Origin of the sequence: Enterovibrio coralii, from assembly GCF_001559595.1 — a bacterium.
Taxonomy (GTDB): Bacteria; Pseudomonadota; Gammaproteobacteria; order Enterobacterales; family Vibrionaceae; genus Enterovibrio; species Enterovibrio coralii.
Window position 1 is genome coordinate 25727 of the sequence record NZ_LNTY01000060.1, and the last position, 12848, is coordinate 38574.

The 12848-nt window shown below is 48.8% G+C and carries 16 protein-coding genes; 5 read left to right on the top strand and 11 right to left on the bottom strand.

What is annotated here, in order from left to right:
• Positions 1-7: 7 nt before the first annotated feature.
• From ATN88_RS23750 to ATN88_RS25940, 11 genes are all read right to left on the bottom strand, one after another.
• Positions 8-847 carry a sterol desaturase family protein gene (locus ATN88_RS23750; protein WP_067419967.1) on the bottom strand — a complete coding sequence of 280 codons (840 nt, stop codon included), beginning with the start codon at positions 845-847 and terminating at the stop codon, positions 8-10.
• 125 nt (positions 848-972) lie between these two features.
• Positions 973-1635, bottom strand: a complete 663-nt coding sequence (locus ATN88_RS23755) for a spondin domain-containing protein (RefSeq protein ID WP_067419968.1) — start codon at positions 1633-1635, stop codon at positions 973-975.
• 13 nt (positions 1636-1648) lie between these two features.
• Complete coding sequence (locus ATN88_RS23760) at positions 1649-2311, bottom strand: spondin domain-containing protein (RefSeq protein WP_067419969.1); 663 nt, start codon at positions 2309-2311, stop codon at positions 1649-1651.
• Positions 2312-2428: 117 nt separating this feature from the next.
• A complete protein-coding gene (locus ATN88_RS23765) occupies positions 2429-4090 on the bottom strand; it encodes a diguanylate cyclase (protein WP_067419970.1) in 1662 nt (553 codons plus the stop codon).
• 3 nt (positions 4091-4093) lie between these two features.
• A complete protein-coding gene (locus ATN88_RS23770) occupies positions 4094-4471 on the bottom strand; it encodes a response regulator (protein ID WP_067419971.1) in 378 nt (125 codons plus the stop codon).
• Positions 4471-5202, bottom strand: coding sequence for a sensor histidine kinase (locus ATN88_RS27990; RefSeq protein ID WP_232313518.1), 732 nt, complete (start codon positions 5200-5202; stop codon positions 4471-4473). The genes ATN88_RS23770 and ATN88_RS27990 overlap by 1 nt, the downstream gene beginning before the upstream one ends.
• A gap of 32 nt (positions 5203-5234) precedes the next feature.
• Positions 5235-6029 (bottom strand): sensor histidine kinase, encoded by a 795-nt coding sequence (locus tag ATN88_RS27995; RefSeq protein ID WP_232313512.1) that lies wholly within the window; start codon positions 6027-6029, stop codon positions 5235-5237.
• 23 nt (positions 6030-6052) lie between these two features.
• Positions 6053-6907: a hypothetical protein gene (locus ATN88_RS28000; protein WP_232313513.1), complete on the bottom strand. Its 855-nt coding sequence runs from the start codon at positions 6905-6907 to the stop codon at positions 6053-6055.
• A 112-nt stretch (positions 6908-7019) separates the two neighbouring features.
• Positions 7020-7679 carry a type 1 periplasmic-binding domain-containing protein gene (locus ATN88_RS25930; RefSeq protein WP_198158450.1) on the bottom strand — a complete coding sequence of 220 codons (660 nt, stop codon included), beginning with the start codon at positions 7677-7679 and terminating at the stop codon, positions 7020-7022.
• Positions 7592-7969, bottom strand: a complete 378-nt coding sequence (locus ATN88_RS25935; protein ID WP_157490802.1) for an ABC transporter substrate-binding protein — start codon at positions 7967-7969, stop codon at positions 7592-7594. The genes ATN88_RS25930 and ATN88_RS25935 overlap by 88 nt, the downstream gene beginning before the upstream one ends.
• Entirely contained in the window at positions 7966-9024 is a 1059-nt protein-coding gene (locus ATN88_RS25940) for a TRAP transporter substrate-binding protein (protein ID WP_198158451.1), read from the bottom strand. The genes ATN88_RS25935 and ATN88_RS25940 overlap by 4 nt, the downstream gene beginning before the upstream one ends.
• Before the next feature lie 348 nt (positions 9025-9372).
• On the opposite strand from ATN88_RS25940, the gene ATN88_RS23785 reads away from it, so the two are divergent.
• The 5 genes from ATN88_RS23785 to ATN88_RS23800 all read left to right on the top strand — a co-directional run bounded on the left by ATN88_RS23785 (position 9373) and on the right by ATN88_RS23800 (position 12847).
• A complete protein-coding gene (locus ATN88_RS23785; protein WP_067419972.1) occupies positions 9373-9918 on the top strand; it encodes an SRPBCC family protein in 546 nt (181 codons plus the stop codon).
• Between the two features lie 126 nt (positions 9919-10044).
• Positions 10045-10302: a hypothetical protein gene (locus tag ATN88_RS28005; RefSeq protein WP_232313514.1), complete on the top strand. Its 258-nt coding sequence runs from the start codon at positions 10045-10047 to the stop codon at positions 10300-10302.
• Between the two features lie 47 nt (positions 10303-10349).
• Positions 10350-11351, top strand: a complete 1002-nt coding sequence (locus ATN88_RS23790) for a polyhydroxyalkanoate depolymerase (protein WP_232313519.1) — start codon at positions 10350-10352, stop codon at positions 11349-11351.
• Positions 11352-11518: 167 nt separating this feature from the next.
• A complete protein-coding gene (locus tag ATN88_RS23795) occupies positions 11519-12154 on the top strand; it encodes a response regulator transcription factor (protein ID WP_067420093.1) in 636 nt (211 codons plus the stop codon).
• A gap of 171 nt (positions 12155-12325) precedes the next feature.
• Positions 12326-12847 (top strand): hypothetical protein, encoded by a 522-nt coding sequence (locus tag ATN88_RS23800; RefSeq protein ID WP_067419973.1) that lies wholly within the window; start codon positions 12326-12328, stop codon positions 12845-12847.
• Position 12848 lies beyond the last annotated feature (1 nt).

A 12848-nucleotide genomic window follows, 5' to 3' on the forward strand; every position in this document is an offset into this window, starting at 1 on the left:
TTCCTTTCTAGTGAGATCGTTTGGTCTCGTTTGTTGTGCGTCGAAATATCTTAAAGGGCAAGGAAAGCAGCCCCGGCAGCCAAACCACTTGCTTGTCTTCCCGATGCGAAGCGATACCTATGGTCATGGCGTAGTGCCCATCATCAGGACTTTCTTTGTATGTGTGAAAGAGTCGGTCCCAAATCGCGAGGTTAAAGCCAAAGTTCGCATCACTTTCGTGACGGTGAACAGAATGGTGAACGCGGTGCATGTCCGGTGTGACAAATACCATGCGCAGCCAGCGGTCAACAGACACAGGAATCGCAACATTACTGTGATTAAACAATGCCATACCACTTAGGATGACTTCAAATAAAATCACGGCGACGGCTGGGGCACCCAACAAGGCAATGGCACCGAACTTGATGACCATGGAGAGCAGTATTTCGATGGTGTGGAATCGCGCGCCGGAGGTGACGTCGAGATCTTTATCGGCATGATGAACCGCGTGCAGTCGCCATAAGGTTGGGACGGTGTGAAACAGGCGATGTTGAAACCAAATGATGCCATCGAGCGCAACAATGGTTAACACCACACTCAGCCAGAGCGGAATACCGACAAGGTTGAAAATCCCAATGCCCTTGGTGCTGCACCATGCGGCAAACCCTGCGGCGGCAACCGGAAAAACCAGTCGAAGTGCGAGGGTGTTGAGCATCATCAGCGAAATGTTATTGAACCAGCGTTTGGCTTTTTCGACCGTCAGCAGCCTTTTGGGAAACAGCCACTCAGCCAGTGCCATCATCCCAAAAATAGAAAAGAAGGTTAGAAGTCGGAAAACCGTTTCCTTGGACTCAATATATTCCAGCACGTCTGCTCCTGCATCTCGCGTGTCTCATTGCAGCTTAACATAAATACGACTGAAAGACGGAAAGGGAACAGTGCGCCGCATTGCTCGCCAATTAGACCAAGCAATGGGCGCACGGGGAGGCGAGCTTACCAAACGCGTTTGATGGTAATTTTCGCGCCGGGATTGAGGAAGCGATGACGGTATTCAAGGGCAGAAGTATCTAGCCCGTCATCAGCAGACAAGACGCCTGGGTGGATGCGGATACGGTCTACGTCATCACGCGCCGCTTCAAACCCGACACCACCTCCGGCTGGGCCTGGAATGGTGCCTGCGGTTTCTGAGTTGGCTTCTGTACCTGCATCCCATACAGGCAGGGTGACTGTCATACTTTGACCTGGACGCAGCTTGTTGATGCGAATATCCGCCTCGGCCACCAAGGCATCGTTGGTGTTGACCAACATAGACGCCACAGACAGGAAGCGAGTTTTACGGTGGTGAACATAAACAGTAAAGCTTTCCGACTGTCCCGGCAGCAATGGCGCGGCACCCGATAAGGTATCTTCCACGCGGCGATTGTAGCGATAATCGAGTACTGCGCTGTTGTCACCGCCTTCGGCCAGTTTCTCCAAAGCAACCGACACTGGCTGGCCCACTTCAAACAGATCAAAGTTCTTTCTGTGGGTGATCAGTGTTACAGGCGACATGGGCTGGGCATCCGTTAGGTTTTCAACGGTCACCGTGTACTCTTTCTTTAAGGGGCAACCTACCAAAAATAAGGCAGTTAAACCCACGAGAGATAAGCGAAACATAGTGCTTCCTCCCTTAGCGTACGGTCACAGTGATGGTGGCAACAGGGTTCAACCAACGATGTTTGGTGCTGTCAAAATCGCTGATGCCGCCATTGGCATCGGTGTCACCGAGGTTACCCGGATGGATGTGCACAACGTCATTGGCCACTTCTGTGTCAACACCGGTTCCGCCTGTACCAAAGTCGATGAAAGGTGGAGTTGGCACACTGCCCACGAGTTCGTCATTGGCCTCGGTACCCGCGTCATAACCATTGGCGCGAATGACATATTTGCCGCGTTTTTTTGGAATTTTCCAGCTGTCGACACCAATAAAAGCATCATTGGAAGGCAGCAACATGGCGGCAATAGAGAGGACATCGCCGTGCTCGGCGTAAAGGGTGGTCGAGGCAGAATCACCCGGATTGAGAATGCCGCCTGCTGGGTTTGCTTGAACATTGGCACCCGCGCCAATCGCGAGGGTTTCTAGTCCTGCAATGTCGCCGCCTTCTGCCATGGCTTCAATTTCGGCAGACGCCGCTTCACCGGTACGGAACAGGTAAACATCATCGCTGTGAGTAGCAACCAAAAGTGGGGTGAAATAAATGCCGTTGGTTGCGTTGGTGATCTCAACGTCAATGGTTGCAGCGTGCGCAGAGAAGGCGGTGGCCATTGCGACGCCAAGCAGTAACTTTTTCATATGTTGCTCCATGCTTAGGGGGATCAGCCCTTAGCATGGGAGGCAAAAATGGCAATCTCGTCGCGACTTTCTATCAAATTTCTCGCAAAACCCTCACGCACGGCTGCGCGTCAGGTTTTATGCGGAATTCTTCTGTGATTCGTCGTCATCCAAATCGAGCTCGACATGGGTGACCACGCGATTACGGCCTTTTTCTTTCGCGAGATAGAGCGAGGAATCGGCTGCTTCGATAATGGATTCAATCGATTGAAACTCAGGGAAGGTTGCGATACCTGCACTCAAGGTGGCAAAGAAGGTTTCTGGACCATTTGAGAACGGCGTTTTAGCAAAGGTGATACGGAATTCGTCTATCAGCCTGAGCGCGATATCTGCCGGTGTGTCAGGCAGAATCAAGGCAAATTCCTCACCACCATAACGGGCCGCGGTATCGGTTTTACGGAAGCGATAGTTAAGCAAGCGCGCCACACCTTTAATGACTTTGTCGCCGACGGGGTGCCCGTATTTGTCATTGATGGATTTGAAGTGGTCGATATCGATCATCACGAAACTGACGGGCGAATTGTGACGCTTTGCTCGTGACAGTTCGCGTTCCAATGCGACTTTCAAGTTGGAGTGGTTGAGCAGCCCAGTTAGGCTGTCTCTGTCCATCAATGCGCTGAGTTGGCGGAAACGCTTGGCGCGAATCGACACCGCTTGCGTTAAGTGAAGATCGTTGATGGGCTTGGTGAGAAAGTCATCAGCCCCGACCTGCAGTGCCTGCATCTGCATTTTTAAATCGGTTTCACCGGAAAGGTACACGATAGGCAAATTGGTGTGTGCGTTGTGTTGGCGGATCACGCTGGCGGCCTCAACACCTGAGTAGTTGGGCATGTATAAATCCATCAGCACTAAGTCTGGGTGGAATTCGCCGAGTTCATCCAAAAGGTGCTCGGTATCATCCAAAATGGCGGTCTTCATGCCCGCGCCTTGCAGGACAACCGAGTAGTGCTCAGCAATCATGCGCTCATCTTCAACGATAAGGACGCGATATTGCGCGCTGTTGCTTTCCCAAAGGCTGTCAAAGACACCCAAAATGTCATCGTGTTCTACAGGTTTTTGGAAGAAGGCAAATGCACCGGCGCGAGCAGCATGTAAGCGGCTTTCCCAGCACTCGCTGGCACACAGTACAACGAGCGGAATGCCGCTTTCTTTTCGCCAGAATTTGGAAATTTCATCCAAGAGATCAAACTCGTTGATATCCACGATCATGACAGAGGGCGACTCATTGCTTAGCGCGTCTTTCAGATCATTCGCATTATCAAAGCTGAGCACTTCGTAATCGATGAATTCGAGCTGCTCAACCATGTCCTTGGTGTCGTCAAGATTATCTGCCGCCACATAGACCAATTGCTTGGAGCGACCTTCCTCGTGAAGCAGTGTGACTTCACCATAGGTCATGTCTTCGGGGCGTTTGGGCTCAATGGTCGCCACGCTTGCTAGGCTGCTGACAATCTCTTCGATGATGGGATCGTTTTTCGGGAGTTGTTTGTTTTCAAGGAAAGGTCGAAGCAGGATTTCAATGTCTCGACCTCGCTCGCCCAAATCGATAAACCCAAGGGTTGTCGCCGTCCCGGCCAGTTTGTGCGCCTCCAATATCATGTCTTCCAACTCAATCAACTGGCCATCAGGTGCTTTATTAATGGCATCCCAAAGCTGGCTTAGCTTCTGGATCCGTTTACCGACACCGTCAGAAAATCTTCGTTGTTGCTCTTGGAACTTTTTGATCTGGGATGGCTTCATAAACTACGCCTTTTTCAAAATGGTTTTAATCTCGTCGGCTAAACCCATTGGGTCGAACGGCTTACTAATCACGCCTACTGCGCCACACTCCTGATACGCTTTTACCTCCGTCGGTTGGACTTTCGCTGTCATGAAAATGGCAGGTGTCGTTTCGACATGCGGTATTTGCCGCAGATTTTTGAGCGTTGTCGGGCCATCCATTCCCGGCATCATGACGTCGAGTAGCAATAAGTCAGGCTCTGACAATGCTGCTTTTTCTAAAGCCTCGGCACCAGATGAACAACTCATGATGAAAAAATCCTCATCTTCCAATGCCATCTCGGCAATGATGCGAATATCTTCGTCATCCTCTACGTAAAGTACGGTAATCGGTTTTCCCATTACATCGCCTCTCGCGTATTCCTGTTCTTAAGTATAAGACGCACTTCAGATTTAAGCGCACTGATGTTCAAACGAGACTTAAGGTGCGTGGCTGCAACACAGTTCGGTGGCCGGAAATCCGGCATTTCATTGCCCAAGATGATCACCTTGGTGGGGGCGTCGATAGTCGTTCCAATCAAAGGTGAGATGTCTTCGCCCTTGAGTTGCCAATCCATGATGACCAAGTCGAACGCTTGATTGTTAAGTGCCAGTGAGGCTGCGCCTTTTGATGAGACATAGAGCAGCTTACAGAAGTCAGAGAGATGGTTGTTGATGTCGTAGAACAGGGACTTTTCCCCATCGATATAGAGCACTTGATACTTGGATGACGGGGTGTGACCTTTTGCTGATAAGGGAGCCGGAGCGGGGTTTTCCATTGGCATCGAGACGGGCAGTTTGAAGTAAAACGTACTGCCTTGACCAAGCGTGGAGAAGAAATCAATCTCGCCTTGATGGCTTTCAATGATGGAGCGAGAAATCGCAAGCCCTAACCCCGTACCACCGCGACGTCGGGTATCTGAGCTGTCTGCCTGAGAGAAGCGCTCAAAGATACGGGAATGGAACTCAGGTGGAATGCCTGTTCCCTCATCGCTGACGTCAACGCGATAAAAGTCATGTTGGCGTCGAAGCGAGAGTGTCACAGAGCCTCCGCTTTCTGAGTATTTGATTGCGTTGGAGATAAGGTTGGCCATCACTTGCAGTAAACGGCCGGAATCGGCTTCTACTAAGCTTCTTGAGGGCCGGGTAAGTAGCAAAGTGAGACGCCGTGATGTTTGGCAAACCCTTCATTATCCTCAATCGAACGGCGAATAATCGCATCAAGATTGAGTTCTTCCATGTTCAAAGAAAGCTGCTCTGATTCGAGTTTCTCAATGTCTAAGATGTCATTGATCAGTGTGGTCAGGCGTTCGCAATTGCGAAGTGCCATCGTCAGCATTTTTTGCCCTTTGTCAGGGAGTTGCCCTTCAAACTTACCAAGCACGATGCCTAACGCACCGCGAATCGAAGTGAGCGGTGTACGCAACTCGTGGCTTACCGTGGCAACGAACTCACTTTTTAATTGTTCGTCTTTTTTGCGTTGCGTGATGTCGCGAATGATGCCGGTAAACATCCGCTTGCCTGAGACATGCATTTCGCTGATGGAGAGGTCCACCGGAAACTCAGTACCGTCTCGTCGTTTTGCCAAGACCTCGCGACCGATACCAATGATTTGAGCAGGCTGACCGCTCAAGTAATTGTGCAGATAATTGTCGTGTGCGCTGGCGTCCAATTGGGTCATCAATACATTGACCTTCTGGCCGATGATTTCAGACTCTCTATAGCCAAACAGGGTTTCAGCGGCAGGGTTGAAGGTGGCAATCCGACCACTGTCATCGATGGTTACTATGCCGTCGGCAACGGTATCCACAATCGCCACCAACTGGCTTTGACCCGACAAGCGCTCGGTTTCGACTTTGATTTTGTTGGCTTTGACGAGCTGCTCGTGCGAATGGTTGAACGCTGTGGCCAGGTCTTCCATTTCTCGCGCCTCTGATGTCGAGACTATGGGGTAACTGCCTTCGGACACGTTCGAAGCAAGCTGAGTAATAGCTGCGCCATTTTTCGCCCAATGCGTTGCGCCATGAATACGACGGGCAATAGGCCAATCAGTCCCAAAATGATAAAACTGTAAAGCCAAGGGGTGATGCCTTTGAATAGGTAGGAATAGGGCTCAACCAAAGAAACCGTCGTTTTAAATTCGCTGATGCGCATGCTGTCTGGTGCGGTCATGGTCAGCGAAATACCATCACCATGATTTGGGTTGCTGGAGTATGTCCAATTGCCGCCAATCGTCACTGAAAAATAGTACTCAGGTGAGTCAAAGCCTTTGTTGATCATGTCTTCGGCACTGACTCGGGCAATGATCCCGCCTTGTACCGTGTTGTAATACAAAATGGGTTCGACGATAAAAAAATAGCCGTCGCTGAACAACAATGAACTGTTGCTGGTGGACAAGGTTTCATTGACTAATGGCGCTTGAAACCAAGGTGGCGGGGTGTGGTAATCCTCAAACAAGGCTTCGCCCGCATAATCAAACACCAAGGCATCGCTGACCGAGGTGAACAGCGAAAGATCGTCCAGTGAGTGATGAAAGTACGCGTGGTTTAAATCTATCAAGCCATTAATGGAGAGCTGACTCGACGCCATTCTTATCACTACTTGGCGAAGCGAGTTCAGCTCGACATTGAGCAGGTTGAGCTTGTTGAAAGCCTCTACATGCAACTCTTCCTTGAGCTGAGTTTCGATGCGCTCAAATTGCATGATGGATGTGGCGGCCACAACGAAGATAAAAAACGCAAACAACAACGACAGGATCGATGCTGCAAAATGGTTGGCGATACTTCTAGGCTTCGTCATGACCATTAATTCCCAAGGGGATAAAGTGCGTTGTCTTTGTAGGTGGCAAACATATAGTCAGAGCGATCCAGTGCGTCTTGGTGTTCACCAGAGAACGGGGCTTTGTACGCCTTCATGATGCTTGGTATTCATCAATCTTCAGAAGCTCTTCACGGATCAGCGTCATGTCAGCTTTGCCAGCTTTTTGCGTGGCAATTGCCAGCATATGCATGAGGTCATAGGCGTGCGCAGTGCCTGACGGCGCAACGATGTCTGTTTTCAACTTGGTGCTGTAGCGTTCGTGGTAGCGAGTGACGAGCTGCTCGGCTTCTGGGCTTTCCGCATTGAGAAAACTGAAGGTTTGAAGAACACGAACATCGACTTTGTTGAGTGCACGATGACTTTTCTTGGCAAAGTTGCTGCCTGTGATACCCCAGTGAGAGATAACGACGGGCGGTTTTTCGAGTTTTGCCAGTGCTTTGACAAACTTTGACCCTTCCACTTGATTGCCAACGAAGATGATCGACTCGGCACCATGCTTAACCAAGGCATCAATTTTTATCCCAAAATTTCGCTCGCCCCAGTCAAACCATTCCACGTGAGCGGGGGGAAGTTTGCGGCGTTCTAACGATTCGGTCAGAGCTTGAAAATTGCTGCGTCCCCAACCGTTGTTTACCAATAAAAAGCCTACCTCATCAGAAATTTCTAACGCACCATCGAGCAAGAAATCCGCCGCGTATTCGTCACGCACAGAAACGCGAAACACGTAATTGGGTGTACGATCGTTTGACACAATCGGCGTTGCTGCCGCCCAGGCACGAGCATTAAGGTTTTGTTTTGGTGCAGATAATCAAGCTCTGCCAATACAACCGGACTGCTGATGCCGCTAAATACGCCGATCAAATTGGGCAGGGATGAAAACACCTCGAGATTATCCAACCCACGAGAAGGGATCATGGAGTTGTCTCGTGCCACTAATTTGACCTCTTTACCCAAAATACCGCCGTTTGCGTTAATTTCTTCAATCGCAAGTTCAATCCCGCGGCGGATAGATAAGCCAGATAAGGCCGAATGTCCGCTCATGTCGCATCAAGTGCCACCAAGAGTTTGTCTGGGTGAGGGGCTGTCCAATCTTCCTTAGCTTGCAGAATTTGTTCGACCATCTCGGTACCCAATCGCATTCGGTAGTACTCAAGTAGGGGGGCTGAATGCTGTTGGAGCCAAGAGAGCAATACGGGCGAGGCTTCGCTCGTCATGCCTTTGGCGGTGACAGTGGTCAGTGCCTCTTGGTTTTTCTTCGCCGCCACTTCGTGTTGGAAGGCGGTGGCGTCAGCAGCCGCATTCTCGATAACGCTTTGGAATTTTTCAGGAATGGATTCAAAAGACTTCAGCGACATTGTCATGACATGTGTCAGGTAGCCGTGATTGGTCAATGTGATATGCGGATCGTCCGGTAACCTTGGCAGGACGTTGCGCAGTGTGTTTTCCTCACCATCAATCGCCTTCTTGTCATAGGCCATTGGGGTTTGGGAGGCGGCAAGGCTTAACGAGTGTGCGCCCCAGCGGCTGAACTGTTCTCGAAGTAAAGAGCTCTCAAACACTTTAAAGCGCTGACTTTTCATATCTTCTGGGTTGGTTAGCGGCTCCTTCGTAACCAGGTTTTTGAATCCACCGTGCCAAAACGCTAAACCGACTAACCCTTGAATATCGAGTTTAGAAAGCAGAATTTGCCCTGCTGAGCTGTCATAAACGCGGTTAACGGCATCGACGTCTTCAAAGAAAAACGGCAAGTCAAAAAGCTGTAAATCTGGGGCGATGTAAGAGAGTCGGGAGGTCGGGATGATGGCAAAATCCATATTGCCTTTTTGCACGGCGGAGATGATCTCGCGTTCCGCACTCTTGGTGCCTTGCTGCACGATTTCGATGGCCATCTGGCCTTTGGTGCGTTTTTCGACCAGCTCGGAAAAATGCATAGCGGCAAGGTATTCGGCACTGTCTTCTGGCATACACAACGCCAGTTTGAGGGTGTAGGTGTATTGAGAGCTATTTTGCTTTGGCTCTTCTTTTGCGAGGTTTTCCTGACTGTCACAACTAAGCAAACTAAAAAAAGCGATCAAACTTAATAGCACGCGTTTCATGCATTCCTTCCCTGGTCTTGTTTTGATGCACTGCATTTTTGCAGTCACCATCGTTATCCCTTTGCACTCAGTACATTTTGGGTAGGGTCACTCTAGATATTAGAAATGAGACAGGGGTTTCGCCAGTGATGCGGCCAGAGGGAGAAAGCTGTCGTTTCTCGAAGAAAGCACGCTGAAGGATTTAAAGTTCTCCTATTTTGAAATCACGGCCTGACTTCTTACTTTCTATTCATGCAGTTAGAAGAGTTACAGCAGAAATGAAAAAGAGTTTTTCTCCTGAGCGTTTCTGTTCACGAACAAGGCCAGATATAAAAACATCGACGATCGTTGAAGTGAAGGAGTGCTTTTATGCTAAGCAATGCGAGTAGGAAACTGTCTGGGATTTTGGTCTTTATTGCGAGTGTGTTTTTTGCCTTTTCGGTGCAGGCTCATGGCCCCTCTCGGCTCAAAGTGCAAGAGACCATCACCATTGATGCGCCTGCCGAGAAGGTATGGAAAACGGTGGGAGCGTTTAACAGTTTAAGTTGGCTTCCTCCTGTGACCAGCGTGGAAATGATTTCGGGTGAACCGGATCAGAAAGGTGCGGAGCGCGTGGTGCATGTGGGCGATCAATCTGTGACGGAAGCACTCAAAAAATACGACGCCGCAGGCATGATGCTCAAATACAAAATCATCAAAGACAACACCGCATTGCTTCCCGTCACTAATTATCAATCAACGCTCAAAGTCGTGGCAGATGGCGACAAGAGCATCGTGACGTGGAAAGCGGGTTTTTATCGCGGCTACCCTAACAACGATCCACCGGAAGATCTCAATGACAAAGCGGCCATTGAAGCTATCACGGGTCTGTATCAATTAGGGCTTCGAAACCTCAAAGCCTTGATGGAAAACTAAGGCTTCACGCGACCACCAACATAAGGCAGCGTTTTAAACACGCTTGCCCTCAATTATCAATAGAATCAATATCTCAAGAGTGCTTCATCCCTCTGTGATCCTGTAGGCCATTATTTCTGGTCTAGTATGTTGAAAGAAGGCCAACGCGCGCCAGACGGCGTCACCTCTTTTAAAAACAATAAGGGTCAGCCTATGCTCTATGAACTCAATGCGACGTATATGGAATCCATTAAGCCTTTGAATAGTTGGGCTAAGTTTGTTCAAGATTTCAACTCGGCACCGTGGAACTGCATGCGTTTTTCGACCGCAGCGAGAACCGTCAATGCGTCAATGGAGTTCGTGGAAAGACTCACCGATTGTTATGACGAGCCTCTTGGGGGTTAGATGAAACGACAATCAAAGGTGAAAAACTGGCGATTCAATACAATGTCATTGCCAACAAGCCTTTTTGTAACCTTCTGCATTTTCGCCGCAGCAAGGCGCAGCCCAATCAACCAAAAGTGCTGTTTGTCGCGCCCTTGTCAGGACACTTTGCCACCTTGCTTCGCGGCACGATCCGTGAGTTCTTGCCCGACCATGATGTGTACGTGACAGATTGGCGCAATACTCGCGATGTGCCGATCTGTAGCGGCGAGTTTCACTTTGATGATTATGTCGACTATCTCATTGAGTTTCTTGAAATGCTGGGTCCAGATACCCATGCAATTGCGGTGTGCCAGCCCTGCGTCCCATTGATGGTCGCCACCTCGTTGATGTCCGCGAAGAATAACCCGGCAACACCGACGTCCATGACCTTGATGGGCGGTCCCATTGACACCCGTATCAATCCTACTGAAGTGAACGATTACGCGAGTGGCAAAGACTTGGAATGGTTTGAGTCCAATGTAATTTGCGAAGTGCCTGAGCAATTCGAAGGGCACGGGCAGTTGGTGTACCCCGGATTTGTGCAACTGTCGGGCTTTATGTCGATGAATCTCGATACGCATGTGCAAAAGCACTTTAAGTTTTTCGGCGACTTGGTGAAAGGCGATGGAGAGAACGCAGAAGCGCACCGGAAATTCTATAACGAGTACTTGGCAGTGATGGATTTGCCTGCCCATTACTACCTCGACACCATCCGAAAAGTGTTTCTCGAACACAAGCTTCCAAATGGCACTTTGCAGTATCGCGGTCATCGCATTGATTTATCGAGCATTACCAATACCGCTATCATGACGATTGAAGGTGAACTGGATGACATCACGGGGCGAGGACAAACGGCAGCGGCACTCGATCTTTGCACCAAGCTTAGAAAAACCAAGAAAGTGCATTTTGAGCAAGAAGGGGTCGGCCACTATGGGATTTTTAACGGTCGACGTTATCGAGAGAGTATCGCCCCTAAAATCAAAGGTTTCATAAATAAATATGAACCACGTAAAGTCCGTGTTGCTTAGGCTTTTCTCATCTTTATCTTTATGATTCTAAAGACTTTGTCTGTCGCTTGATGTTGATTGATGGTGTTTTGGGTAATAAAGTTGTTAGATATTCGTGCTAGAAACATTTTGAATTTAAGAGTATATAAAGCTCCAGAGTTACATAGAATTCAAGAATGTTTAAATGCATGGGCATTAAAAGTGTTTATATCGTATCGCTAAACAGCGATTGGTCAGCCGTTGTGAGATCGGTGCTGTCGTCCATTTTTACCGACTATCGTTTTTGTGAAAGTACGGGAGTGGATGAACTTTGGGGGCTGTCCAGTGAAGACGTTGTGGTGTACGACAAAGGCAGCCTTGGTAACCCATCATCGCGTTTAGTTTCTCCATTAGAACGCGGAGGGGCTTGGTTAATTGTTAATGGCGTTCCTGCCACTGACGATTGCGTAGTGGGTTTTATCAAGCTAGGGTACGTAGGACTGCTTGATGCCTCTGATACATTAGAAATCTTACCTAAAGCTCTACGGGCAGTGATCTGTGGCCAACTATGGTTCAGTCGCAACTGTATGTCGAAAGCTATCAAACTTGTTGTGAAAGCAGGGGGGATATCTGGTCAATCTGTTAGTAAGCTAAGTGCTCGTTTTTCATTGACAAGTCGAGAGCAACAGATATTTCTTCTCCTCCTTCAAGCTAAGAGTAACAAAGACATCGCCCTGCAACTACACTTAAGCCCAAGCACAGTGAAGTGTCATGTTTCAAGTATCTTATTGAAAACTGGAAAGAATAGACGGAATCAATTGAACACCTTACTGCTTGACGAATAAGTGGCTTAGGCCATTTGTCCTGCCTGTTTTTTGCGTGAGTTCTCTGATCACTAGTCCAAATTTAGTACCACTTCCCTAATTGAATTGGACACATGGTCGATATTCATAACCACCCGAAAACCTTACATTTCTCATCAACGACACGTCAGCTTAAAAATAATGGAGAGCAACATGAAACGTGTAATTGGTGGTATCGCGCTAGCCCTACTTTGTTCTACTGGCGCATATGCAGACGGTTGGTCAAGTTCCGCACGTGAAGATGGTCAGACTCAGTTTAATGTAGCTCTTAGTGGTCATGTGTCGCAACGTTGTCGTATGCATACCAAGCAAGACAGAACGATTGAGTTGGATGTAGAGCACACCAATCCAAAGTCAAGTGACTTTAAATTCAATGCATGGTGTAACAACGATAACGCAAAAGGTCTGCTAGTTGTTGGTGCGCAAGCGTTCAAAAATGAGAATGGTGTGGATGTGATCCCACTGAAAGTGGCGTTCAACGGAGAAAGCGCGGTTATCGATGGCACCACAAATGCGTCGAACAGCCACGCAATTGAAACATCGATGGATGTGAGCAACAGTTCTGAGGGGTATTTAAGTGAGACTAAGACGTTAAATATTACTCCCGTTATTCATGGGTGGGAAAAAGCTGGTGAGTACAAAACGTCAATGTACGTGTCACTGTACCCGCGCTAAT

What these genes read in the sequence shown, in the direction of transcription:
- ATN88_RS23755 (WP_067419968.1), bottom strand. Translation starts at nt 1,635, where the DNA reads ATGTTTCGCTTATCTCTCGTGGGTTTAACTGCCTTATTTTTGGTAGGT.
- ATN88_RS23760 (WP_067419969.1), bottom strand. Translation starts at nt 2,311, where the DNA reads ATGAAAAAGTTACTGCTTGGCGTCGCAATGGCCACCGCCTTCTCTGCG.
- ATN88_RS23765 (WP_067419970.1), bottom strand. Translation starts at nt 4,090, where the DNA reads ATGAAGCCATCCCAGATCAAAAAGTTCCAAGAGCAACAACGAAGATTT.
- ATN88_RS23770 (WP_067419971.1), bottom strand. Translation starts at nt 4,471, where the DNA reads ATGGGAAAACCGATTACCGTACTTTACGTAGAGGATGACGAAGATATT.
- ATN88_RS27990 (WP_232313518.1), bottom strand. Translation starts at nt 5,202, where the DNA reads ATGGCCAACCTTATCTCCAACGCAATCAAATACTCAGAAAGCGGAGGC.
- ATN88_RS27995 (WP_232313512.1), bottom strand. Translation starts at nt 6,029, where the DNA reads ATGGAAGACCTGGCCACAGCGTTCAACCATTCGCACGAGCAGCTCGTC.
- ATN88_RS28000 (WP_232313513.1), bottom strand. Translation starts at nt 6,907, where the DNA reads ATGACGAAGCCTAGAAGTATCGCCAACCATTTTGCAGCATCGATCCTG.
- ATN88_RS25935 (WP_157490802.1), bottom strand. Translation starts at nt 7,969, where the DNA reads ATGAGCGGACATTCGGCCTTATCTGGCTTATCTATCCGCCGCGGGATT.
- ATN88_RS25940 (WP_198158451.1), bottom strand. Translation starts at nt 9,024, where the DNA reads ATGAAACGCGTGCTATTAAGTTTGATCGCTTTTTTTAGTTTGCTTAGT.
- ATN88_RS23785 (WP_067419972.1), top strand. Translation starts at nt 9,373, where the DNA reads ATGCTAAGCAATGCGAGTAGGAAACTGTCTGGGATTTTGGTCTTTATT.
- ATN88_RS28005 (WP_232313514.1), top strand. Translation starts at nt 10,045, where the DNA reads ATGTTGAAAGAAGGCCAACGCGCGCCAGACGGCGTCACCTCTTTTAAA.
- ATN88_RS23795 (WP_067420093.1), top strand. Translation starts at nt 11,519, where the DNA reads ATGGGCATTAAAAGTGTTTATATCGTATCGCTAAACAGCGATTGGTCA.
- ATN88_RS23800 (WP_067419973.1), top strand. Translation starts at nt 12,326, where the DNA reads ATGAAACGTGTAATTGGTGGTATCGCGCTAGCCCTACTTTGTTCTACT.